Genomic DNA, 22,219 nt, shown 5'->3' on the forward strand with positions numbered 1-22,219 from the left:
CTCCCCTTTCCATCGGTCTTTGGATTATTAAGACTAACACTTTCGAATCATTCTTTCAAGCGATGTCTCCGGTCGCACGCGGCCACCGTCTGTGGAGCCAGAGCCATTGATCCGGCCGGTGTCGAACGATTTCCTCGAGCGTCCGGTCAATTCTGAGGACCGTTCGCCGGATCCGTTCGTCCCTGTCGCTTCCCGGCTCCGCGGTGAACGGAGGCGACGCGACGATCCTGTGACGGAACGGCGCCGTCCGGACCGCAACGACCGGAACGACCGGAACTCCCGCGAGGACCGCGATCGCCGCCGCTCCCGGCGCCGTAAAGCACGGGCGTCCGTAGAACTCCGACGACACTCCGTGAACGGAGGACCATGCCTGGTCGGGCATGATTCCGACGCGCCCCCCGTGTTTCACGATACCGAGAAGCGTCTTGAGGCTCACCGTCTTCTCGAACGTCCGCACTCCGACCGAGGTCCGGAACGACTCTATCAGGTCCGCGAGATCTTCCGCATCGGGATTTCTGACGACGACGCCGGACATGTACCCTTTGATCGAGAGCCACGCTCCGAGAAGTTCCCAATTCCCGTAGTGCCCGGACAGGATCACTCCCCCCAGGCCGCTGTCGCGAAGATTCCGGAGGTGTTCTTCCCCATCGATCTCAGTGACCCAGTCCGAGATCGAATCCGGATGGTTCACGAGGCACAGATACTCCGCCGTCGTCAGCGCGATGCTGCGATAGACGCAATCAATGATGTTCCGGCGCCAGTTTCCGTCGGTTTCCGGATACGCGCGTTCGAGATTGAGAAGTCCCACGGCCCTTCTGGGTCCAACGCGACGCAATCCCCACTCGAGACATCGCGCGAGGATTCCGGCGGCGGCGGCGGACGACACCGCCCGCGACACCGCCCTGACGAGCGCGGCGCGAAGCGTCATCTGCCGCCGAGAAGCGACGCGTACAATCGTCTGATCGCTTCACCGCCGCGTTCGCGCTGATATTCGCCGCGAACCCGACGTCTCGCCCTCGCGGCGACGCCGCGCCCGGCCTCGCCGAACGCGTCCGCGAGTACGTCCTTCCATCCCGACATCGCATTGTCGGCAGGCGAAAGGAATCCGTCGTCCCCGAGCAGCTCCGCCAGGAGCGGGGAGACGGGCGCGACCGTCGGAACTCCCGAAAGCGCCGCCCGGGCCGCGAGAAGCGCGAGCGACTCGTTTACGGTCGGAATCATCAGGACGCCGCCGGTTCTGTCGAAACGCCGCACGGCCTCTCCGTGGGACGCCAGCGGGATGCTCCAGGGAACCGCCACGCCGGGGAACGGGAGCGAATAGACCGATTTCCCGAGCTGACGGACGACGTCCCGGAACCCGGGATAGAGGCTTCCTGATCTCGGGCAAGCGAGGATCAGCGCCTTCACCTCGTCGGGGGCTCCATCCCCTTCCTCCATCGGAACGCGGTAGTCGAACGCGGGAGGGATGTAATATTCTCCCCGTTCGGCCCTGCAACGGAAAAGCGACGTCGGATGTCCCCGCCACTGCGACACGGGGTCCATGGAGGAATGAATCGTCCTCGCGCGCAGTCGGACCGCGGGCCACCACTTCGGCGGCCGTCCCCAGAGATGCCACAGGGCTCCGCGCGTTCCAGCGAGAAGCGAGCGTTCCACCGCGTTGAGCGAAGCCCAGGACGTAGCCTCGACGCCGAAGCTCTCCGTCCCTCCAGCGCAGAGAATCGAGATGTCGGTCCCCTGTTCCCGTGCCGCACCGGCAAGAGCCCCGATCACTTCCGATTCCCACGGGAACGGTGTGTCCTCAACGAACCAGTAGCATTCATGTCTCTCCATGTAACCGACTCCTTCGCGCATCGCGTCGTTTCTGCCTCACCGGACTTCCGACCTTCCTCGCGGCGGCAGGATCCATTCCGCATACCCTTCGTCGATCGAGGGAAGAACGATCGAAAGAGTCCCGATCCCGCGCATCGACGCCAACGTGCCGTCGAGCCGCGAAACGACATCCCCGGAGAGGCCGAAGCGTTCCGCCGCCTGCCTCGCCAGGGAGAGCGCCTCTCTCGTCTCGTCGAGACGACTGGTCTCGAGATGGGCCCACGCGACGGATTTCGGATATTCCCTGAGGACCGGAATACCGGATCGGAGCGGAGACCATTTTCCTTCGGCGAGATATTCGCGGTCCAGAAGGCCGTATATCGCGTTGTCCCCGTTCGAGAGAGCGACGAGTGAAAAGGGCACTGAAGCAGTCCCCCCCGAATCGTATCCCTCAATCCGCTCGACGGATGGGACGAGAACGCTCCAGTCCTGTTTCCAGAACGCCTCGGCCATCCTTCGCCCGGCGTCGCCCCTGCCCGGAAACTGGAGGAGTACGCCCGGAAGCGAAAATACGAGAAAACGGGAATTTCCCCCGATGCACGCAACGACCGGACCGGGAAGGAAGCCCGCCATCTGTCGTGGATCCACCTTCAGCCGCTCGCAGAGCTTCGCCGGTACGGCCCCGCCCCGGCGATCGGAAAAGAGGGAGCCGAGAGACAGACCGGCCGCAAAATGAACCGGCTTCGGCATGATCAGGGATTCGCTCCACAGGACCGGATCTCCAAAAACACGAAACTCGTCGGACAGCATCGCCGACAATCCGTCGGCTTTCCACCGGAGCCGACCGAACGGGCCGCTCTCTTTCCACGCGATATCGACCACGAGGTCTCCCGACCTGAGCGCGACCCGCGAAAGCGCCGCCCAATGCGCAACGAGCCCGGCGTCATGGATCCTCACATGGTTCGGCCATGACGGCTCCAGATCGAAGACGACATCGGCCGGCGGTTTCGTCCCCGCAAGTGCCGCGAGCATCCGTTCCATGGACTTTTCGTCGGACGCCAGAAGCATCATCGTCCGGTTGAAGGAGATGAGAACGCTCTCCTCCGGTCCCCGGCGGAGACGCAATCCAGGCGCATCGGCGCTGACACTGAAACCAGCCGCTTTCCATGATTCCGGCGTCACTCCGGCGGAAACCCGGTCCGATATCGTTCCCGGAAAGAACGCCGCAGCGCAGAATGAGACGCTCCCCGCACCCAATTCCGAAAGAAAGGCCGCGAGCTCCGCGCCGGACAGGAGACGCAGCATTGTGGAAAAAAGCGTTCCGCCGTTTCCGGAGTCGGTCACGGCCCGTATCGTCTCGAACGCTCGTCCGCGCCCAAGTGCGAACAGATACGGCATTCCCCCGGCAGGCACCGGAATGGCGGCAGCGAGAAGGTGCCTGTCCGGTTCTCTGACGAAATGGAACGCTGCCGCCGCGATGACTGCTCCGACGATCAGGGCGGCAAAGCGGATCACCCCGTTCCGCCTCATGAGACCACTCCTTCGGGAGTTTCCGGATGTCCGCGGGAATCCCCGTCCGTCTATGTGTCGGATGTCCTCGGGGTCGAAACGAGTTCTCCGAACCTATGTCCCCGGGGTCTCTCCGCCCGCCATGTGTCCTTCGGCGGTCTCGAGCAGCGTCCGGGTCGACTGCAGGAGCGGCAGGACGTCCTCGTAGCGTCGGTCGTACGCTACACGGCTCCTCATCCCCGATGCAAGCGCCGAAATTTCGGCGAGCAGGCATTCGACCGACTCCCGCTCACACACGGCGGGCATCGCGCGAAGAATCTCGCGTTCGGCCTCATCCCTGCGGGAGGAGAGAAGAATCTCCTGTCCCGGGGCCGGGACGATGGCCGGTCTTCCGATCTCGCGAATGCCCTGCGCGAGCGATTCCGATGCCTCGGGTTCCCCATGGGTGACGATGAATACCGGTCCCTCGGCTCCCTCTCCGGGAGACGGGACAAAATTCGTGGCCCAGACCATGAGATCGTTCCGGTCGCCATGAGCCGAAAAACCGTTGATCGTATGGAGTTTCGCCTTCACGGTCACGTCCTCGCCGGCGATCCGGAGTTCCTTTTCCCCGTCGACGAGGCGACGTCCGAGCGTCCCCTTCGCCTGATATCCCACAAAGACGACGTGATTGTTCGGATCCCACGCGCCGTGCTTGAGATGATGGACGACACGCCCTCCGGTACACATGCCGCTCCCGGCGAGAACCACCGCGTTTTTGACATCGTTGATGGCCTGCGACTCCCTGACATCCGAGACGTACTTCAGGTTGTCCGGCATGAACGGATCGATCCCCTTCGCCGTCCAGGAAAGGATTTCCGCCGACATGACGTTCGTATGCTTCCTGTAGATCCCAGTCGCCGCCACCCCCATGGGAGAGTCGAAGAAAACCGGAACGTCGCGAACGATTCCCTCGCGCTGCATCAGCATGATTTCGTAAAGGATCCGCTGAGCCCTGTCGACGACGAACGTCGGAATGATGACCTTCGCGTTCGCGGCAAGCGCATCCTTCATGACGGAACGAAATTCGTCGCGGCTTTCGAGGTTGGACTTGTGGAGGCGATTGCCGTAGGTCGATTCGAGGACGACGTAATCCGCTTCGGTAATGATCGCCGGATTCCGCTCCATGACGGTCGACTGCGGTCCGAGATCTCCGCTGAAGACGATCGTGACGCGATCGTCTCCCTCCGTGAGCCAGATTTCGAGAATCGCGCTGCCGAGGATATGTCCGGCGTCGCGGAAGCGCACCGCGATCCCGGGCGCGACGTCGATCCGGTCGTCGTAGCTCGCAGGTCGGAGGTGCGAGAGCGCGTTCTCGGCGTCCTCGAAGGAATAAAGCGGTCCTACGGGCGGCAATCCCTTCCGCTCGTTCTTCCGGCTCCTCCAGTCGGCCTCCTCCTTCATGAGATTCGCCGAATCGCGCCAGAGGACACCGAGGAGTTCGAGCGTCGGAAGCGTCGCGTGGATCGTTCCGGAGAACCCCTGCTTCACGAGCAGGGGAATCCTTCCCGAATGGTCGAGATGAGCATGGGTAAGAAGAACCGCGTTCAATGTGGACGGGACGAACGTGAACGGGGCCTCGTTCCGTTTTTCGTCGTCGCGGCCCTGGAAAATGCCGCAATCCACGAGAATTCTGCTTCCCGCGCATTCAATGAGGTAATTCGATCCGGTCACCTCTCCGGCGGCACCCAAAACGGTCAGTCTCATCGTCATTCCCCGGAGCCATTCCCGGCTCTCGGGCTCTCCTCCCTTCGGATCCCTTCCGCGGGATCGTCCGTCGATCTTCCGGGCGGCCGGTCCGGAAAGCGGAAGACGAGAAGCGTCCCGGATCCGGCCTCCGATTCGATCGCCATGGTTCCATCGAGCAGCGTCATGCGCTCCATCATATTCGCGAGCCCCCGGTGTCCCTGGACCCGCAGGTGTTCGAAGTCGAGGTCCGGCGTGAACCCGGTTCCGTTGTCGCGGATCGTGTACCGGATCCCCCCGTTTTCGCGCCCGATCTCGGCCGTGATCTCGGTCGCGTTTCCGTGACGGACGGCGTTCGAAACTGCTTCCTGAAGGATCCTGAAAATCGCGAGCACCCGCTCGGACGTCGTCTCCACGGTTTCATCCGCTTCGACGACGACCTGGACCCCAAACGTCCGGGAAAGCCGGTCGGCAAGCCCCGTCATCGCCGCCGCGACTCCGAGTTCGAGCCAGGGAGGCGACAGTTCGTCGCACATCGCCCGAAGTTCGCGGACCGCCGAGTGCGCCGTTTCTTCGACGAGACTCAGATGGCGGGCGCGCTCTTCCTCGACTCCGGGCATCCTGTAGAGACGCACCTGCTGGATCATCGCCGTGATATCCTGGAGCGGGCCGTCGTGGAGCTCCCGGGCGATGCGTCGCTTTTCGTCCTCCTGGACGCGGACGATATCCGTCACGTACCTGTTCCTGAGATCGTTGCGCTCGATCGCGGCGTTCGCGAGGCGGAAGAGCGCGCGCCTGATCCGTCCGACTTCGAGCACCGCCTGCGGGTCGTCCGCTCTCGGAAGATCCCTGCCCCACTGCAGGGACGAAATCTCCGTGTCGAGGGTCCGCATCGGCGCGATGAGCCAGCGCCAGAGCGCCCAGATCGCGAGAAGGCTCGCCAGCGTCATGAGGACGATGAGGATCGGCCAGAGATGCCCGATCCTGACGAGTGGACCGAGGAGCTGGTTCCAGGCGACGGCCGCGACGACATAGCGGGACCCCTCGTCGACCGGATAGACCGCGATCGTGTAGCGTTCCCCCTGTTTGTCGCGGATCTCGACGGCCTTTCCGAAAGGAAGCTCGGGCCGCCAGAGCGCCGCGAGATTCCGGACGCCCGGCGACGCCATGAGGACTTTGCCGTCTGCCGCGAGGACGGCGACCCACCCGGGAAGCGACGGCCCCCAGGAGAAGATGCGGAAACGATTCATATCCGAGAACAAGTACGGACCGGCGTCCCGACTGATCCGGGACGCCACGTTTTCCGCAAGGTCCTCGACGTAGGAACGCGCGACGAATTCGACCGCCCACTGGTGATGCACGAGACCGAAACCGGAGACGAGAAGCACCGCGAACATGGGCAGAAGAATCGACAGCGTGAGTACGACGAGGAGGTGTCGCCTCATTCAAGCAATTCCTCGAGGGTCACGACGCCGTATTTCAGCGCGAGCAGAAGCGCTTCCGTCTTGTTGCGCGCGCCGAGCTTGTCGTAGATCGACGCGAGATGCGTCTGGACGGTCCGTTCGCTGATGAACAGATCCGAGGCGACCTCTTTGCTCGACAGTCCCTTCGAAGCGAGGATGAGGACCTCCCGCTCACGCGCCGACAGGGGCTCCGGGGCGAAATCACGGTCACCGACGGCGGACGCCACTTCGGGATCGAGATAGAGTCCCCCTCTGGCGACCGTCTGGATCGCGCGCGCCAGATTCTCCGGCGTCACCGTCTTCAGGACGAACCCGCGAGCTCCAGCCCTGAGCGACGCCAGGACGTACTGCTGTGCGTCGTAGGACGTGAGCATGATGACGGAGACCGGAAGACCGGCTTCCTTGATCTGTCTCGCAACCGTCACCCCGTCCGCACCGGGCATCCGGATATCGAGGAGCAACACGTCGGGGGCAAGCCTCGACACCATCTCCCATGCAGAGATACCGTCCTCAGCCTCCCCGACCAGCTCGATTCCGTTTTCCTTCCGAAGATATGCCGACAGTCCGGCCCGTGTCAGCGGATGATCATCCGCAAGCAGTACCCGTATCGTCATGGACGCCCCTCCCGCTCATGTATGCGTTTCGTGCCCCCAATGGTAGCAACCATACCCCACGGGAGCATCCGCCATCATACCGACGTCCGGCCCGGGAGAGTCCGCGGCTCTCGGGCAACGGCCTTATCCCGGCAGTCCGAGCCCGAGATCCTTCTCTACAGGACGCATCGCCTCGATGACACCCAGGATGAGGTCGTCGAGCTCCATACCCATCATACCCGCGCCCTTCAGGATCAGTTCCCGGTCGACGCCCCGCGCGAACGCCTTGTCCTTCCACTTCTTCTTCACCGACTTGACTTCGAGATCCGCAAGCGATCGGCTCGGACGTACGAGCGCCGCCGTGATGACCATCCCCGTGAGTTCGTCGATCGTGAACAGCGTCTTTTCCATATCGCTCTTCGGTTCGACGTCCGAACAGAGGCCCCATCCGTGCGCCTCGACCGCACGCGCGATTTCCTCGGGATACCCCTCCGCGCGAAGCCACGCCGCCCCTTCCTTCGTGTGAAGATGAGGTGTCGCCTGCATCTTCTCCCAGTCGATGTCGTGAAGGAGTCCCGCCATTCCCCAGAGTTCCTCGTCTGCCCCGGCCTCCCGGGCGAACCAGCGCATCGTCGCCTCGACTGCCAGAGCATGCCGGATATGGCCTTCGTCCCTGTTGTGTTTCCGGAGAAGCTCCATCGCTGCGGATCGTGAAAGTTCCATATGTTTTCCCCCTCCCCGTGTATTTTTACGTATTTTGTTTTTCGTTTTCCGCCATACTCCCGAGGCACGGAGCCATCGTGTCGAGAATGTCTTCCTGAAGACGCGAGACATCGATCGCCGCCTGCGAGCGCAACTCGACTGCCAGCGGGTCCGGATAGGACAGAGCGAACACGATACGCCGGATTCCCGCGTTGATGACGGCCTTCGTGCAGAACGAGCAGGGTTCGTGCGTACAGTAGATCGTCGCGCCGGCCGTGGGCGTTCCGACGGCGGCCGCCTGAACGATTGCGTTGATCTCCGCGTGCGACCCGCGGCAGATTTCGTGCCGCTCGCCGGACGGAATCCCCATGAGTTCCCTGAGACATCCGACCTCGCCGCAGTGCGGCAACCCCTTCGGAGCTCCGTTGTACCCGGTGCTGATGATCTGCATGTCGCGCGCGATGACCGCTCCCACCCGGCGTCGCAGGCACGTACTGCGGGTCGCCGCGACCGCCGCGATCATCATGAAGTACGTGTCCCAATCCGGACGACCGGTGCGCATCGTGTCCACTCCTTCCATGTACCGCTTGTGTGCATTATAGCATCGTGCTCTCCGGTCACCCGTTTTATGCTAGAGTGATACGGCTTCGGAAAGGAGCGTATGCCCCCATGCTGTCCGCGCTGAAACGAAAGGATATCCTCTCGTGGTGTCTCTACGACGTCGGTAATTCCGCCTTCGCGACGACCGTCATGGCGGCCGTCCTTCCCGTGTATTACCGCGAGGTGGCCGCATCGTCGCTGCCCGGAACGCTTCCCACGGTTTCGTGGGGCTACGCATCGGCCGCAGCGCTCCTCGCCGGCGCCGCTCTCGCGCCGATTCTCGGGGCGATCGCCGATATCCGCGCGGCGAAGAAGTCCTTTCTTGCCCTCTTCACATTGCTCGGAGTCCTCGCTTCGGGCGGTCTCTGGTTCGTCGGCCCGGGGGACTGGATCGCGGCGCTTGCGCTGTACATCACGGGATCCATCGGTTTTTCCGCGGCGAGCATCTTCTATGACGCGCTCCTGCCGTCTCTCGCCCCGAGCCATATGGGAGATGCCGTCTCCTCCCTCGGGTACGCGCTCGGGTATCTCGGCGGCGGAATCCTCCTCGCGATCGACGCGGCGATGATCGTGGCGCTCCCCGGAACGCTCGGCATCCGCCTCTCTTTCGTCTCGGTCGCCGTCTGGTGGGGGCTTTTCACTCTCCCGCTCCTCCGCAACGTTCCCGAACCGCTCCCGGCTCCGCGAAGCGGAGCGGGGAGCGCGATAGCCGAAGGATTCCGGCGTCTGCGGCGCACGTTCCTGAGCGTGCGCTCGCACCGCGATCTGTTCGTCTTCCTGATCGCATTCTGGCTTTATAATGACGGAATCGGGACAATCATCCATATGGCCGCGATTTACGGATCGCAGCTCGGCATTCCGATGGACCATCTCATCGGCGCCCTGCTTCTGACGCAGTTCGTCGGCGTTCCGTGCGCCGTGCTTTTCGGAATGATCGCGGGCAGAATCGGCAGCAAACGGGCGATCTCGGTCGGGCTCGCCGGCTATATCGCGATCTCTCTCGGCGCAGTTCTCCTCACCCGTCCGTGGCATTTCTGGATGCTCGCCGCGGCCGTCGGCATCGTTCAGGGAGGAACGCAGGCAATCAGCCGGAGCCTGTACGCTTCGATGACACCGGGGGGACGGAGCGCCGAATTCTTCAGCTTTTACGACATCTCCGGAAAGTTCGCGGGGGTCATGGGTCCTGCACTCTTCGGACTGGTCTCGCAGGCGACCGGATCCATGAGGCTCGGTATCGCGATCGTCTCGCTGACCTTCGCGGGAGGCATGATTTTGTTGCGCAGTGTCGATGAAGTCCGCGGTCGGCGCTCCGCCGAAGGATAGATCCGGATGAACATCCGCCCGAAAGTGTTCTTCGCGTTATGCGCCGTCATTCTCTTCTCGGGTGTCGCGTGCGGCGCGCCCCGCGTCGACAGGACCGTGGCACTCACGTTCGATGACGGACCGCACGGAGAGCGGACGCTCGAACTTCTGCGGGTTCTGTCCGACGAGAACGTGAAAGCTTCTTTCTTCGTCGTCGGGAAGCAGGCGGCGTTCAATCGTCAGGTTCTGCGGCGCATCCGCGACGGAGGGCACACGGTCGCGAATCATTCCAACTCGCACCCCAACCTGACGGAACTGCCTCCGGATGAGGCCTGCGGCGAGTATCTCGCCTGCTCCGCGATCATCCGGGATACTCTCGGAACGGAGGTGCGCTTCTGCAGGCCGCCTGGAGGACGAACGAACGCTTCCGTCGAGGAGGCCGGACGGAGGGCCGAGCTCATGACGGTCTACTGGACGGTCAACAGCCGCGACTACACGGGGTTGTCGCCGGAACGGATCGTACGAAGGGTTCTCGGTTCCGTCCGTCCGGGAGGAATCGTCCTCATGCACGACGGCGTGGATGCGACGGTCAGGGCGATCCCGGAGATCGTGAGGGAACTCAGGAAACGGGGATATCGGTTCGTGACGCTCGACGAGCTCTTTCCGGTCCCGCTCGGCGCGCGACCCGGATCTCACAGACGGGGAGGAATCGGTTCATGAGGATATGCGTCATTTCGACGGGGGGAACCATCGCGTCGAGCCCCGGTGACGAGGGGCTCACGCCGACGATGCGCGGGGAACAGCTGATCGCCCGCATTCCCGACCTCGAACGGTCCGGATCCGTGTCGGTCGTCGACCTCCTCTCGAAGGATAGCTCGAACATGCATCCGAACGACTGGGCGCGCATCGCGACCTGCGTCCTCGAACGGCGCGGCGACGCCGACGGTTTCCTGATCCTCCACGGTACCGACACGATGGCGTATTCCGCTTCGGCGCTCTCCTACATGCTGCTCGGGTTCGACAAACCCGTTGTCCTGACGGGATCGATGCATCCGATAGACGTCCCCGGTACGGACGCCGTCGATAACGTCCGCAACGCCTTTCTCTTCCTGAAGACGCTCGCGAAGCGCGGACAAGCGGGGGTTTCGATCGCGTTCGGCGGGTTCCTGATCCACGGGCCGAGGTCGCAGAAGATCCTGAGCCACACGCAGACGGCTTTCTCGAGTATCAATTACCCGGTTCTCGGGACGATCGACGCCGGAGGTCCGTCGCTTCGGCATCGTCCGGTCTTCGCGGACCCCGGCGACGCACCGTTCCGCCAGAAAAACGGCGTCTTCCGCATGGAGCGGTCCATCCTTCTCGTCACGCTCTTTCCCGGGTATCCTGCGCGGCATCTCGAGGCTTCGATCGCGATGCAGCCGAAGGCCATCGTCATCGAGGCGCTCGGAATGGGGGGCGTTCCCTATCTCGGCGAGAACCTGCTCCCGCCGATCGAACACGCGAGAAATCACTCGATCCCGGTCGTGATCACGACGCAATGCGTCTTCGGAGGCGTCGATCTGAGCATCTACGAGGTCGGACGAAAAACGCTCCGGATGGGCGTGATCTCGGGGAAGGACATGAGCCGCGAGGCGATTATCACGAAACTCATGCTTTTGCTGCCGCATATCCCCGAAGGAGACTCGGCGGTCCTTCAGGCGGCGTTCCACACGCCATTCTGCGACGAGATCAGCGCGGACCGGTGAGGGCGGCACAGCCTGCGAGCAGGTCCCCGATCTCCAGATCGGAACGGATGCCGAATCGGGAGAGGCAGAAATCGTACTTCGTCGGATCTTCCGGACTGATTTTCGCGAAGGCGTTCGTGATCTCCCTGCAGGTCCGGAGATCCGCCTGCGATCTGGTCGTAAACCCGAGTTCACGGCCAATATGGAAGATATGCGTATCGACGGGCATCATGAGAGAGTACGCTGGAATATCGTCCCACCCGCCCGGGTCGACGGCGTCCCTCCTGACCATCCATTTGACGTAGAGAAAGAGTCGCTTGCACGCGCTGCCGTCGGCGGGGTCGGGAAGCAGGAACGCGTCCTCGAGTCCGCCCGCCCTCCGGATCTCCCGGACGAACGCGCCGGCCGCGCCCTCGAGTTCTCCCGATTCGCCGAACATCGAGTGAAAACAGGCTCCGAGAGTCCCGAACTCCCGGACGACATTCGTCGCCCCCGAAAGGAGGGCAGCCATCGCGTCGCCCGATGTAAAACGATGCCGGAACCCCGAGTACAACCGGCACAGGTCGCCCTTTCCGAGCGACAGGAGCGCTTCCCTCGGATAGAGTGACAGCGGCCCGAGGATTTTCGCGACGCTCTTCGAGATCGAGGCCGCACGTCCGTACGCGAGGCACGACGCGACAAGTCCCGCGATTTCGCGATCCCGCGGGTCGTCATAGACGTAAAGCGCCTCCACGGGGTCGGGAGGAACGTATTCCCGGCGCGTATAGACGTCGTAAAGCTCGTCGAAAAAGCCCCGGAGGCAACGGAAAACCTCCGGGGTGGCAACGTTCTTCCGGTTCTGCGACACGAAGGACTACTCCGGCACGGCTTCGACGATCGCCCTTCCGATCGTCCGCCCCATTTCGAAGCACTGGGCGAGTTCCTCCGCCCTCGGGACATACTTCACGCGAATCCCGGGGTGAACGACGGCGACCTTCATCGCCTCGAGTTCGGCGTTCAGCAGCTTCAGCGATTCGCCGCCCCAGCCATAGGAGCCGAACGCGGCGCCGATCTTGCCCATGGGCCGGAGTCCCTTCACGTAGCAGATCGTATCCGCCATCCGCGGCAGATACCCGTTGTTGAGCGTGGGCGAGCCGAGAACGAATCCTTTCGCCTCGAGAAGCTCCGTGATGACATCACTGTGGTGCGTCACGTGGAGGTCCATCGAGGTTGTATGGACTCCCTCGTCCATGAGCCCCTCGACGATATGCGCCGCCATCTTCGCCGTGCTCTGCCACATCGTGTCGAACACGACGACCGCCTTGCGCTTCGCGGCCCCGGTCGCCCACTTCCTGTACGCGGCGACGATGGCGGCGACATGGGACCGCCAGATGACGCCGTGGTCCGGAGCGATCATGTCGATATCGAGCCCGAGCCTTTCGATCTGGTCAAGTGCCTTGACCATCATCGGTGAATAGGGCAGAAGGATGTTGGCATAATATTTCGCCGCCTGATGCATGGCCTCGCCGAGATCGACCTCGTCGTCGAAGCGCTCGCTCGTGGCATAGTGCTGCCCGAATCCGTCGCTCGTGACGAAAAGCCTGTCTTCTCTGATATAGGAGAACATGCTGTCGGGCCAGTGGAGCATCCGCGCCTCGATGAACGTGACGGTCTTGCCGCCGAGTTGCAGTTCGTCGCCGGTCGAGACGACCTGCACGGGCCAGTCCCGCGGACCAAAGTGGGCGGTGACGGCATCGAGGCAGGGCTTGCTCATGAAGATCTTCTCCGGCCGGATCGCCTCGACCATCGTGGGAAGGCTCCCCGTATGATCCATTTCGGCGTGGTTCACGACGATATAGTCGATCTCAGACGGATCCATGATCTCCCGTACGCGCCGCAGGAGTTCGTCGGTATACGTCGCCTTCGCGGTGTCGAAGAGTACGGTCTTGTCGGTCCCTTTCGCGATGAACGCGTTGTACGTGGATCCCTTCTCGGTCGAATATCCGTGGAAGTCCCTGAGCGTCCAGTCGATGACGCCCGCCCAGAAGACGTTCGGTTTTATCTCGAGCGGATACATGGGTCTCCTCCTGTCATTTTATAGCGTTGAACACGAAGGACGGGGCCTTGTCCGGCGACTTGCCCTTCTTGATGTTGTGGTAGTTCGCGTACGTGAGAGGCGTTCCGTCCCGAAGGATCGCAGCCTTTTCGACCTCTCCGATGAAGATCGTATGTGTGTGGACGTCGAGGGATGAAACGACTCTCGCTTCGATCCCGGCGATCGTGTAGTCCGTCACGAGAGGCATGCCGTTCTCGTCGAGCGTGAAGGAACATTCGCGGAATTTGTCGAACTCGCGGCCGCACCTAAACCCGAAGACCCCGATGAACTTGAGCGGCGCACTGTCTTCGAGGACGGAGACGGAAAATCGTCCACTCTTCCGCACGAGTTCCGTCGTGTAATTCTCGCGGTGGAGACACGCCGCAACGCAGATCGGATCGCCCGTCACCTGCATGAGCGCGTTGATGATCTGTCCGTTCATCTTGCCTTCGTACGCGGTACTCACGATGTAGACGCCGTAGTTGAGCGTGAAGAGCGCTCTCGGGTCGATGCCTCCCGCCTTGCAGGCATCGGGTTGTCGCACATCCATCCTGACCGCCTCCTCCTGCGAAGGCGGGGGACAGGAGACCCCACAGGCTCCCGTCCCCCGCTGTGTCATCCGGCGATTTCCGGCCGCCCGGATCAGTCAGCCTTGCGCGCTCCGAGCTCCTTGTCGAGCATGTAGAGCCCGTGTCCGGCCTCTCCGATAAACCCGAACTTGTGGACTATTTCGTCGGCATTCGCCTCTTCCTCGACCTGTTCTTTCACGAACCACTGGAGGAAAATCTCGCTCGCGTGATCCTTTTCCTTTATGGCCATGTCCGTAAGGTCGTTGATCCGCTTCGTGATGTGCTGCTCGTGTGAGAGAGCCGCCTGAAAAGCCTCGATTGGCGTTTTCCACTCGAACTGCGGTGCCTTGATCTCCGCGAGCTTCACGCGTCCGCCGCGTTCGACGATTTCGTCGAAGAACTTCATGGCGTGCCCATGCTCCTCACCCGCCTGGACACGCATCCACTGCGCCATGCCGCGCAGATTCCGCGATTCGAACCACGCCGCCATCGACATATAGAGATACGATGAAAAAAGTTCTTCGTTGATCTGGTCGACAAACGCATCCTGCATCTTTTTGGAAATCATCCTACTTCCCCGCCTTCCATAATCCGTGTATATTGCAGTATTCCCTGCTCGTTTCGGGCGCGAACCCGTCGAAAACGGCTTCCGCAGGCTTGCCTGGTTTCAGGAACTTCCGGCAGATTCTGTCGCCTCCGATAATCTCGATCCATTCAATGTAGTGCTGGTCGGTCATCGGATGCGGAACGCTCCCGACTTTCACGGTGTGACCTTCGATGACCGGTACGTGTTTTTCGGTCGCCGCATCGGCCGTCTTCTCCTCAAGGAGCTTCATGGGCTGGCCGCAACAGACCAGTTCCCCGCCGCCGGCGTGGAGCACCTCCACAATGTTGCCGCAGAGTTCGCACTTGAACACTTCTAGCCTCTTGGTCATTCCCCTCTCCTCCTTCGCAATTATAGGCTTTCAAGTCTTGTGCACACTAGTGATTATTATAGCACGCCATTTTCAGACAAAAACACTCTGGATTGCAATGTTATTTATACAGCTCCGGGGTATATATGTCAAGCATCGGAAATATCGCACTCTTTCGTCTTCGGCTCCTGCAGGGCGTCTAACGAACAAAAAAAGGACGCCGGTCGGGCGTCCCCTTCGAGTGCGTCTGTCCTTACCGGGCCGTGATGCCACGCTCCTCGGGCGTTCCCGGGACAATGCCGTCCCAGAAGGCTGCGCAGAGTCCCGCGACGGCCATCGGCGTCTTGAGGATCGCCCAGAGAACCTCTCCCGGGATCCCGAGCGCCAGAAACACGTCCTTGTTCCCCTCGACCCAGCCGGGCAAACCCATTGCCATCAGGAACGCGAATCCGACGATGAGGATATTGCGCTGGCTGCCCATGTCCGCGCGCATGAGAACCTGGATGCCGAGAGCGCCGATGATTCCGAAAAGAGCGATGTACGCTCCGCCGATGACCGGGCTCGGAATCGTCGCGATCAGGGCGGCGAGCTTCCCGATGAAGCTCATGACGATCAGCAGGACGGCGCCCGTCCGCACGACCCAGCGCGACGCGACACCCGTAAGGCCGATGAGGCCGATGTTCTCCGTATAGGATGTCGTTCCGACCGCGCCGAAGAGCCCCGCGAGTACGCAGTTCACACCCTCGGCGCCGATGCCGCGGCTGATGGTCTCCGCGTCGGGATCCGGAAGGTTCGAGACGTAGGAGCACGAGTGATAGTCACCGATGGACTCGATCATGACGGCGAAGAATCCGGCGGTCACCGCTCCGATCGAAAGCGCGTCGAACGAGAGACCGCCCCACGGGAGAAATCCGGTCACACGGAACCACGGAGCGGAAATGATCCCCGCGAGGTTCACGTGCGCCGCGTGGCTTTCCGGAAAGAACCCGGCGAGCGTTCCGAAAAGGCAGACAAGGTAGGCGATCGTGATGGACGAAAGGACCGCGAAGATATTCAGGAACTTCTTCTTGCTGATGAGACTGAACGCAAATACGCAGACAACCACCAGGAGCGAAACCGGCCAGTATTTCGCGGCGTTGAACTGAATCGCCGTCGGAGCGAGCGAAAATCCGATCGCCATGATCGTAGGTCCGATCACGACCGGCGTGATGAACTTGCGAATCACGGAGACAAGGCGCGAATAACCGATGACCGCAAGCGTCGCGCCGCCGACGATCAGCGCGCCGCCGATATGCCCCATTATCGCCGCAGGACCGGCGGCCTTGAAGGCCGTGATGATGGTCATTATCGGAGGAATGAAGCTGAAGCTCGACCCCTGCACGATCGGCAGCCCCGAACCGAGTTTCGGGTGGGTCTGGATGAGCGTCGCAATGCCCATCGCGAAATATACGCACGAAATGAAAAAGCCTATCTGAACCGTGTCCATCCCCATTGCGGGACCGAAAATGAGGGGAACGAGTGTCGTCGCGCCGAAAAGTGTAAGAACGTGCTGAAACCCTGCGAGAAGCATGACCGGGAACGGAGGACGATCATCGACACCGTACATGAGCCTTCGATTGGCCATTTGGAAAACACCTCCAGATTGGACAAATTGAAGGGATTCTAGCACAATGCGCACGCGGTTGCATAAAATAAAAATTAACTTGCAGCGCGCCACGATTGTCCGTTCTGGGCTATAATACCGAGTGCGGAGGTGATTCCGGTGATTCAGAATCAGTCGCATGTCCGACAGTGTATCGATGCTCTCGGTGAGAGCGGACGCGTCGTCCTGCTGAGCGGGGCGGGGCTTTCGACGAGCGCGGGAATCCCTGACTTCCGAGGTCCGAACGGTATTTACCGCAGGAAGATGAACGTCGATCCCGAGCAGATCTTCGATATCGATTTCTTTCACAGGAGACCCGAGTTCTTCTATGAATTCCACAGAGAATTTCTCAGGATTCTCGACCAGGTCGAACCGACGTTCAGCCATCGCTTTTTCACCCACCTCGAACGTGAAGGGAAACTCACGGGCATCGTCACGCAGAATATCGATTCCCTCCATCAGCGCGCCGGCACCCGAAACGTCCTCGAGATCCACGGCGGCATCTGGTCGAGTTCGTGTACGTCCTGCCGTCGTTCGTACGACTACGACACATCGAAGCGCAAGATGCTCGAGGAAACGGTTCCCCATTGCGCCTGCGGCGGCGTCATCAAGCCCGACATCGTCTTTTTCGGGGAGAACGTAAAGCACCTCGAACGCTGCCAGCGCATCGTGCACGACGCCGATCTTCTGTTCGTCGTCGGCTCGTCGCTCGCCGTGACACCCGCGGCGCGCCTTCCCGCAATGTGCCCCGGGAAGATCATCGTCGTCAACCGAGGAGAATTCTGTCACTCGTATCTGAGCAGAGACCGGATTCTGGTGCATGCCGAGGAGGACATCGACGAGTTTTTCCGCGCGGTCGGTTCTGAGATCTTCCCCGGTCTCTCTTGATGCCTCGCTGCGGATTACCGATTATATATCCATACTGGAAGAGTTTTCTTCCGTCGGGCAGGTGACCTTGGCAGCATGAAAAGATCCATCGGGAGAGTCCTTCTGTTCCTCGCCCTTTTCGCCGCGTTTTCACCCTCCGCGCAGGCTTCGGTCGTCACGGAACGCTCCTTTGAAGTCGCGGTTTTCCCGACGCTCAATGAGACGGGCCTCGAAGTCTGGGAGAGCAAATACTACCCCGTCGATGTCCTGTGCGATCGCATCACGGAGTATCTCGTCTCCCTCTTCAGGGAGCATCCGTACGCATCCGTACGCATCCTCGACGAGGCGAGGGCCAGCCGATGGCTCGACGATCCCGGAAGTCGTTTCGGAGCATTCGCGGTCCGTCTCGAACTGTTCCGTTCCCTGACGAAGGAACGAGAGGTCCTCGGTTCGTGGCAGAAGGGACAGATTTCGCTCCGGATGCGTGTGTTCGACCCAGTGACCGGGCGCGTTTCCGACGCCCGCAATTCGACGGGAACCGATACGCGGTTCACCTTCAATCCCGGCGACGACCGGTTATTCTTCCTGAGCGCACGGGGGTTTTCCCTTTTCGACGTGCTTCACAAGGACGGAATCGATCTTCTGCGGCTCACGCCGGGCGATAAGGGACAACGGATGAGCAGGCCGACGTGGAAACAGTTCGAGGGAACCCCGTACTGGCAGGCCTGCAAGAACGCCGTCCGCGGGGCGTTCGACGATATCATGAAAGGGTACAACGGATACCGCGTGATGGGCAGACTCGCCGCTCCGACAGCGGATTCGACCCGGAAAAAGCGGGAGTACATCATTACGCTCGGTCGGGAGGATTCCCTCGTCGTCGGAGATACGCTCCAGGTGGTCCGGAGCGACAAATACGTTACCGTCGATCCCGAAAACCCCGTCATCATCCTCCCTCGCGTCGTCGGAAACGTACGGGTGACCTTCATCAAGCAGTCCGAGGCCGTGGTTCGCCTCGTCAACGAAGATCCCCGGAATCCCGTGCAGCTCAACGACCTCGTCGCCATGCCGCTGTACGGCCCAAGAAAGGCGGCACCACTCAAATGAGACGTTTCCTCTATGCGATGGTTGCGGTGGGACTATCCGCAATTCTGATGACGGACGAAGCCCTCCCCGTCCTCGCCAATGGCGTGATCCACCACGAATCGGAAAACCAGCCGAAATCACAGAAGGTCCCGAAGAAGAACACGAAGAAGCGTCCCCGTCCGCGAAAGGCTCCCAACCCCACCCCGACGCCGGTTCCGACTCCCATGCCGCCGACGTTGCTCGAACAGGGCCGAAGGTTGTACGACCAGCGATTCTTTACACAGGCTCTTACGGTTCTCCGGCAAGCGGTTTCGCACGAACCGAAAAACGCGGACTGCTGGTTCGCAATCGCGCAGACATACGAAGCCCTCGGGTATTTCGACGAAGCCCAGGACGCTTACAGGCGAACTCTCTCGCTCGCTCCGAACCACCCCGAGCTTTCGCGGATCCTCACGTACCCCGGTAACGGAGGAAGAAAGCCTCTCTGGGATCCGAAACGCCCTGCGAGGATTTCCGAAATACCGCCCGTTTCGGCGGGGTTTCTGATTCTTCCGCCAGAGACCGCGGCAATACCTGTGTCACGCGACGCGGCCATTCCGAAAAAACAGCCGACGCAGCCGTCGACGGTCCTCCCGAAAGGAACTCCGACGTATATACCGGTTCCGTCGAATACGGCTCCGCAAGGAGCACCAGTCTATATTCCACCATCTCCCGGAACAGCCGGGCCCAAGCTCCCGAGGCCTGCGGCCGCAGCTTTCGACGTCCCGTTTTCCCGACAGCCGCAGAAGACCGAAACTCCGGTCTATGTGCCTCCGGAGCCCGGACAGAAAGTACCCGCGTACACGCCGCCGCCCCCGTCGGCGCCGGTCCATACGCCGCCGCAGCCGGAAAACGCCCCTCCCTCTCCGGTCGTATCGGGGGATATTCCGGTTCTGCCCGTCTCCGGGGATTGATTCGCGGATCCCGGGATAAGGTACTCATGATCGTGAAGACAATCCTCATTATAGGAGGCACGGTTTAATTCTATTGTCCGGCAAGCCGACACGCTTCTTCGTTTTCCCGCTTGCACAAGCGGCTGAAATAGTTTATTTTTGCGTCGGCATTGTACGCGCGCGTTTATTCTCCAGAATCGAACGTCACGACCGAGTATCATGCGGAGTCACGGATGACTCCGATTCGAAAAGGGGGAAGGATGCTCAATGAGAAAAACCCTGATCGCACTTACCGTTCTGCTCTGTCTTGGGATTTCCGGAGCGGGGATGGCCGCGACGTACGTCGTCGAGCCCGTCCTCGTATCGCAACCGGTGTATGCCGGAATGAGTTTCTATGTCTACCGGCCGTACAACATGCCGGCCGGATGGTTCGTTACGTTCGACGGATTCCCGATCGTACGCGCGTCGAGCGGCGTCTGGGTCTACGGATCCTACAACGGAACAGCGCTTGCCCCGACATCGTACGTCGTTGGTTCCGTCAATCCGTACACTATAGCGATCACCCCCTATGCGGACGCCGCACAGATTTCCTCGACGCGGCAGGTTCAGATCGTTCCCTTCCGGCAGCAGACGATTCAGGCGCAGGCGGTGCCGTGCGCACCCGTTGCCGCGCAGCCCGTTGCGTTGTCGCCGACCTATGTTCCCGACTGGGTCATGAACTCGAACTTCACGATGGTCTCCTCATGGAAAAGCTTCGTCGATCGCGTCGGCATTCTCGAGAACCCCCGGACGCCGATCGCATGGAAGGGCGACAGACCGAAGGTTCTCTTCGTATGGACCGGGAGAAGCTGGTACGAGATCAAGGCACGTACGCCGGACAATCCCGAAAACCCGGCGGAAACGATAAAGGAACATCTCTACTCCATCACGCGCATGGTCAAGAACAACAACCTCGGATGGAACGATGTCGACACGCCGATCCTTGCGAACCAGGCGACCGTGTGGGGCTTCCTCTGGATGGGACGGCTCGTTCCAGCCAACTGAAAGGAGCCGGAATGGTCCGACACGAAGGAAAAGGCTTTATGAAAACTCGCCGGACGACACGCAGAGCACATAAGGAGGAGTCCTTCATGCGTCTTCGGTTCACACTCGCGGCAGTTCCATTTCTGTTCTTCCTCGCCTTCGGAATCCCTCACGATGCCGACGCGGCGGTATATGTCGCAGCTCCGCCCGTCATTGTGGCACCGGATTATATCGACAGCTACTGCATGCCGAATCCCTCAAGCCTCCCGGCGCAGCCGTTCGTCTCGCGCGACGGATATCCGTTCGTCCTCGATGCCGCGGGAAGGCATATCTACTGCGTTCCGGCATCTTATGCCGTCGTTTCGCCTCTCGCCGTGGCACCGACAGGGTTCATCGCCGTTCCGTATACCGCCGCGGCCGTCCTCGTCACACCGCCCCCGATAGCGGCCGTCGCTCCATCGACGACATACTATATTCCTGTTCCGTAGAAACAGAATGCGTTCCGACGCCGGAACGGGTGTCATATCACGAAGCATTTTCTCGGTCTGTCATATTTGTACCGGAGTGGGGCCGGAAGCGTTGAAGCTTCCCGGCCTTGTTTTCGTCCGGAATTCCTAAAGGAGGCATCCTGATGGATAACCTTGACCGCGTTCTCCTTGAAACGCTTTCCCTCGACGGCCGCACAAGCTACGCGGAACTCGGCCGCAAGATCGGTCTCACGCGCGCAAGCGTCAAGGAACGCGTCGAGAAACTGAAAGACGAAGGGATCATCGAGTCCTTCACGATCACCATCAATCCGGAGAGGATGGGAAAACTCGTTTCCGCGTTTTTCGAGATCGACGTCGAACCGTGGTGTCTCGACGAAGTTGCGCGAACACTCGGGGAAGAGGAATTCGTCGAAAACATGTACCTGATGACGGGTTCGAGCACCCTGCACATGCATGCGCTTCTCGAAGACATGGACGCGCTCGAGCACTTTGTACTCGAACGGATCTACTCTCTCAAGGGAATCACGAGAGTTCAGACGCACCTTATCCTGAAACGCTACAAAAGCCGGAAGGGCGGACTGCGGCTCTAGGGCGCCAGTACGAAGATACCCGGAACACTACTGGGTCCGTTTTCCGGCGCGCGTTTCTCTCCCGGAGATCGGGTCCTTTATGTATGGAAGCTGGATGGGAGCGACATATTGTTTGCGGATCATTCTACTCATTGCGTCTGCGGGGACGGTTGTCATCTCGGGAACGGGTACGTGGGGAGCGTCCAGCTGGGGTTATAGAGTGTTACGGGTTACGGGGTATGAGTTTTGGTTTGGTTTTGGTTTGGTTTGGTTTTGGTTTGGTTTGGTTTTGGTTTGGTTTGGGTTTGGTTTGGTTTGGTTTGGTTTGGTTTGGTTTGGGTTTGGTTTGGGTATGGGGTAAGGGTTATGGGGGAATGAGGAGTATTCGGAAACGCCGTACGGAGATCCGGGGGAAGGAGGGGGGGAGAGCAAAAAAAGGTATCAGGCGACGACCTACTCTCCCGCGGATACCCTCCGCAGTACCATCGGCGCTGGAGGGCTTAACTTCCGGGTTCGGCATGGAACCGGGTGTGTCCCCTCCGCCAGGGTCACCTGATACCTCTTTTCTTCTTTCCTCATGCACTTGCGACAGAAGACGATATCTCTCGATATCGGAAAAAGTCGGACTGTA

General features: G+C 61.0%; 23 protein-coding genes and 1 rRNA gene. 9 read left to right on the forward strand and 15 right to left on the reverse strand.

Annotated elements, in window-relative coordinates:
- Positions 1-55 precede the first annotated feature (55 nt).
- The 8 genes from ACZ5IU_RS02935 to ACZ5IU_RS02970 form a co-directional block, all read right to left on the reverse strand.
- On the reverse strand, positions 56-928 hold the full coding sequence (locus ACZ5IU_RS02935) for a lysophospholipid acyltransferase family protein (protein ID WP_464420347.1): 873 nt from the start codon (positions 926-928) through the stop codon (positions 56-58).
- Complete coding sequence (locus ACZ5IU_RS02940) at positions 925-1,830, reverse strand: hypothetical protein (RefSeq protein WP_464420349.1); 906 nt, start codon at positions 1,828-1,830, stop codon at positions 925-927. Before ACZ5IU_RS02940 ends, ACZ5IU_RS02935 begins: the two co-directional genes overlap by 4 nt.
- A 36-nt stretch (positions 1,831-1,866) precedes the next feature.
- On the reverse strand, positions 1,867-3,339 hold the full coding sequence (locus tag ACZ5IU_RS02945; RefSeq protein WP_464420351.1) for a hypothetical protein: 1,473 nt from the start codon (positions 3,337-3,339) through the stop codon (positions 1,867-1,869).
- A 93-nt stretch (positions 3,340-3,432) separates the two neighbouring features.
- On the reverse strand, positions 3,433-5,064 hold the full coding sequence (locus tag ACZ5IU_RS02950; RefSeq protein WP_464420353.1) for an MBL fold metallo-hydrolase RNA specificity domain-containing protein: 1,632 nt from the start codon (positions 5,062-5,064) through the stop codon (positions 3,433-3,435).
- A gap of 2 nt (positions 5,065-5,066) precedes the next feature.
- Positions 5,067-6,488, reverse strand: coding sequence for a sensor histidine kinase (locus ACZ5IU_RS02955; RefSeq protein ID WP_464420355.1), 1,422 nt, complete (start codon positions 6,486-6,488; stop codon positions 5,067-5,069).
- The gene (locus ACZ5IU_RS02960; protein ID WP_464420357.1) at positions 6,485-7,120 is read right to left on the reverse strand and encodes a response regulator transcription factor; all 636 of its coding nucleotides are present in this window, start codon (positions 7,118-7,120) and stop codon (positions 6,485-6,487) included. The genes ACZ5IU_RS02955 and ACZ5IU_RS02960 overlap by 4 nt, the downstream gene beginning before the upstream one ends.
- Before the next feature lie 123 nt (positions 7,121-7,243).
- Positions 7,244-7,822, reverse strand: a complete 579-nt coding sequence (locus tag ACZ5IU_RS02965; protein WP_464420359.1) for an HDIG domain-containing metalloprotein — start codon at positions 7,820-7,822, stop codon at positions 7,244-7,246.
- 25 nt (positions 7,823-7,847) lie between these two features.
- Positions 7,848-8,363: a deoxycytidylate deaminase gene (locus ACZ5IU_RS02970; RefSeq protein ID WP_464420361.1), complete on the reverse strand. Its 516-nt coding sequence runs from the start codon at positions 8,361-8,363 to the stop codon at positions 7,848-7,850.
- 107 nt (positions 8,364-8,470) lie between these two features.
- On the opposite strand from ACZ5IU_RS02970, the gene ACZ5IU_RS02975 reads away from it, so the two are divergent.
- The 3 genes from ACZ5IU_RS02975 to ACZ5IU_RS02985 are packed head-to-tail and all read left to right on the forward strand — an operon-like array spanning position 8,471 to position 11,448.
- Entirely contained in the window at positions 8,471-9,724 is a 1,254-nt protein-coding gene (locus ACZ5IU_RS02975; protein WP_464420363.1) for an MFS transporter, read from the forward strand.
- A gap of 6 nt (positions 9,725-9,730) precedes the next feature.
- A complete protein-coding gene (locus ACZ5IU_RS02980) occupies positions 9,731-10,423 on the forward strand; it encodes a polysaccharide deacetylase family protein (RefSeq protein WP_464420365.1) in 693 nt (230 codons plus the stop codon).
- Positions 10,420-11,448, forward strand: a complete 1,029-nt coding sequence (locus ACZ5IU_RS02985; RefSeq protein WP_464420367.1) for an asparaginase — start codon at positions 10,420-10,422, stop codon at positions 11,446-11,448. Before ACZ5IU_RS02980 ends, ACZ5IU_RS02985 begins: the two co-directional genes overlap by 4 nt.
- Here the strand turns inward: ACZ5IU_RS02985 and ACZ5IU_RS02990 are convergent.
- From ACZ5IU_RS02990 to ACZ5IU_RS03015, 6 genes are all read right to left on the reverse strand, one after another.
- Positions 11,432-12,274 (reverse strand): TIGR02757 family protein, encoded by an 843-nt coding sequence (locus tag ACZ5IU_RS02990; RefSeq protein WP_464420369.1) that lies wholly within the window; start codon positions 12,272-12,274, stop codon positions 11,432-11,434. The two genes, ACZ5IU_RS02985 and ACZ5IU_RS02990, sit on opposite strands and share 17 nt — an antisense overlap.
- Positions 12,275-12,280: 6 nt before the next feature.
- Entirely contained in the window at positions 12,281-13,483 is a 1,203-nt protein-coding gene (locus ACZ5IU_RS02995; RefSeq protein ID WP_464420371.1) for an FprA family A-type flavoprotein, read from the reverse strand.
- Between the two features lie 13 nt (positions 13,484-13,496).
- Positions 13,497-14,051: a flavin reductase family protein gene (locus tag ACZ5IU_RS03000; protein WP_464420373.1), complete on the reverse strand. Its 555-nt coding sequence runs from the start codon at positions 14,049-14,051 to the stop codon at positions 13,497-13,499.
- A gap of 92 nt (positions 14,052-14,143) precedes the next feature.
- On the reverse strand, positions 14,144-14,638 hold the full coding sequence (locus ACZ5IU_RS03005; RefSeq protein WP_464420375.1) for a ferritin: 495 nt from the start codon (positions 14,636-14,638) through the stop codon (positions 14,144-14,146).
- A 1-nt stretch (position 14,639) separates the two neighbouring features.
- On the reverse strand, positions 14,640-15,005 hold the full coding sequence (locus ACZ5IU_RS03010; protein WP_464420377.1) for a desulfoferrodoxin: 366 nt from the start codon (positions 15,003-15,005) through the stop codon (positions 14,640-14,642).
- A 232-nt stretch (positions 15,006-15,237) separates the two neighbouring features.
- Positions 15,238-16,608, reverse strand: coding sequence for a uracil-xanthine permease family protein (locus tag ACZ5IU_RS03015; protein ID WP_464420379.1), 1,371 nt, complete (start codon positions 16,606-16,608; stop codon positions 15,238-15,240).
- 138 nt (positions 16,609-16,746) lie between these two features.
- On the opposite strand from ACZ5IU_RS03015, the gene ACZ5IU_RS03020 reads away from it, so the two are divergent.
- From ACZ5IU_RS03020 to ACZ5IU_RS03045, 6 genes are all read left to right on the forward strand, one after another.
- A complete protein-coding gene (locus ACZ5IU_RS03020) occupies positions 16,747-17,514 on the forward strand; it encodes an SIR2 family NAD-dependent protein deacylase (RefSeq protein ID WP_464420381.1) in 768 nt (255 codons plus the stop codon).
- Between the two features lie 75 nt (positions 17,515-17,589).
- Positions 17,590-18,597: a FlgT C-terminal domain-containing protein gene (locus ACZ5IU_RS03025; protein ID WP_464420383.1), complete on the forward strand. Its 1,008-nt coding sequence runs from the start codon at positions 17,590-17,592 to the stop codon at positions 18,595-18,597.
- Complete coding sequence (locus tag ACZ5IU_RS03030) at positions 18,594-19,529, forward strand: tetratricopeptide repeat protein (RefSeq protein WP_464420385.1); 936 nt, start codon at positions 18,594-18,596, stop codon at positions 19,527-19,529. Before ACZ5IU_RS03025 ends, ACZ5IU_RS03030 begins: the two co-directional genes overlap by 4 nt.
- A 246-nt stretch (positions 19,530-19,775) precedes the next feature.
- Positions 19,776-20,552, forward strand: coding sequence for a hypothetical protein (locus ACZ5IU_RS03035; RefSeq protein WP_464420387.1), 777 nt, complete (start codon positions 19,776-19,778; stop codon positions 20,550-20,552).
- Positions 20,553-20,638: 86 nt separating this feature from the next.
- Positions 20,639-21,019 (forward strand): hypothetical protein, encoded by a 381-nt coding sequence (locus tag ACZ5IU_RS03040; protein WP_464420389.1) that lies wholly within the window; start codon positions 20,639-20,641, stop codon positions 21,017-21,019.
- Positions 21,020-21,162: 143 nt separating this feature from the next.
- The gene (locus ACZ5IU_RS03045; RefSeq protein WP_464420391.1) at positions 21,163-21,609 is read left to right on the forward strand and encodes an Lrp/AsnC family transcriptional regulator; all 447 of its coding nucleotides are present in this window, start codon (positions 21,163-21,165) and stop codon (positions 21,607-21,609) included.
- 419 nt (positions 21,610-22,028) lie between these two features.
- Here the strand turns inward: ACZ5IU_RS03045 and rrf are convergent.
- Positions 22,029-22,144, reverse strand: a 5S ribosomal RNA gene (gene rrf, locus ACZ5IU_RS03050).
- Between the last annotated feature and the right edge of the window lie 75 nt (positions 22,145-22,219).

The organism is Lactivibrio alcoholicus (assembly GCF_055390895.1).

Excerpts from the sequence above, each read along its gene's own strand:
- ACZ5IU_RS02945 (WP_464420351.1), bottom strand. The coding sequence starts at position 3,339 with ATGAGGCGGAACGGGGTGATCCGCTTTGCCGCCCTGATCGTCGGAGCA.
- ACZ5IU_RS02935 (WP_464420347.1), bottom strand. The coding sequence starts at position 928 with ATGACGCTTCGCGCCGCGCTCGTCAGGGCGGTGTCGCGGGCGGTGTCG.
- ACZ5IU_RS02985 (WP_464420367.1), top strand. The coding sequence starts at position 10,420 with ATGAGGATATGCGTCATTTCGACGGGGGGAACCATCGCGTCGAGCCCC.
- ACZ5IU_RS03000 (WP_464420373.1), bottom strand. The coding sequence starts at position 14,051 with ATGGATGTGCGACAACCCGATGCCTGCAAGGCGGGAGGCATCGACCCG.
- ACZ5IU_RS03045 (WP_464420391.1), top strand. The coding sequence starts at position 21,163 with ATGGATAACCTTGACCGCGTTCTCCTTGAAACGCTTTCCCTCGACGGC.
- ACZ5IU_RS03030 (WP_464420385.1), top strand. The coding sequence starts at position 18,594 with ATGAGACGTTTCCTCTATGCGATGGTTGCGGTGGGACTATCCGCAATT.
- ACZ5IU_RS03040 (WP_464420389.1), top strand. The coding sequence starts at position 20,639 with ATGCGTCTTCGGTTCACACTCGCGGCAGTTCCATTTCTGTTCTTCCTC.
- ACZ5IU_RS02995 (WP_464420371.1), bottom strand. The coding sequence starts at position 13,483 with ATGTATCCGCTCGAGATAAAACCGAACGTCTTCTGGGCGGGCGTCATC.
- ACZ5IU_RS02940 (WP_464420349.1), bottom strand. The coding sequence starts at position 1,830 with ATGGAGAGACATGAATGCTACTGGTTCGTTGAGGACACACCGTTCCCG.
- ACZ5IU_RS02965 (WP_464420359.1), bottom strand. The coding sequence starts at position 7,822 with ATGGAACTTTCACGATCCGCAGCGATGGAGCTTCTCCGGAAACACAAC.
- ACZ5IU_RS02960 (WP_464420357.1), bottom strand. The coding sequence starts at position 7,120 with ATGACGATACGGGTACTGCTTGCGGATGATCATCCGCTGACACGGGCC.
- ACZ5IU_RS03035 (WP_464420387.1), top strand. The coding sequence starts at position 19,776 with ATGAGAAAAACCCTGATCGCACTTACCGTTCTGCTCTGTCTTGGGATT.
- ACZ5IU_RS02970 (WP_464420361.1), bottom strand. The coding sequence starts at position 8,363 with ATGCGCACCGGTCGTCCGGATTGGGACACGTACTTCATGATGATCGCG.
- ACZ5IU_RS02955 (WP_464420355.1), bottom strand. The coding sequence starts at position 6,488 with ATGAGGCGACACCTCCTCGTCGTACTCACGCTGTCGATTCTTCTGCCC.
- ACZ5IU_RS03010 (WP_464420377.1), bottom strand. The coding sequence starts at position 15,005 with ATGACCAAGAGGCTAGAAGTGTTCAAGTGCGAACTCTGCGGCAACATT.
- ACZ5IU_RS03025 (WP_464420383.1), top strand. The coding sequence starts at position 17,590 with ATGAAAAGATCCATCGGGAGAGTCCTTCTGTTCCTCGCCCTTTTCGCC.
- ACZ5IU_RS03015 (WP_464420379.1), bottom strand. The coding sequence starts at position 16,608 with ATGGCCAATCGAAGGCTCATGTACGGTGTCGATGATCGTCCTCCGTTC.
- ACZ5IU_RS02950 (WP_464420353.1), bottom strand. The coding sequence starts at position 5,064 with ATGAGACTGACCGTTTTGGGTGCCGCCGGAGAGGTGACCGGATCGAAT.
- ACZ5IU_RS03005 (WP_464420375.1), bottom strand. The coding sequence starts at position 14,638 with ATGATTTCCAAAAAGATGCAGGATGCGTTTGTCGACCAGATCAACGAA.
- ACZ5IU_RS02980 (WP_464420365.1), top strand. The coding sequence starts at position 9,731 with ATGAACATCCGCCCGAAAGTGTTCTTCGCGTTATGCGCCGTCATTCTC.
- ACZ5IU_RS02975 (WP_464420363.1), top strand. The coding sequence starts at position 8,471 with ATGCTGTCCGCGCTGAAACGAAAGGATATCCTCTCGTGGTGTCTCTAC.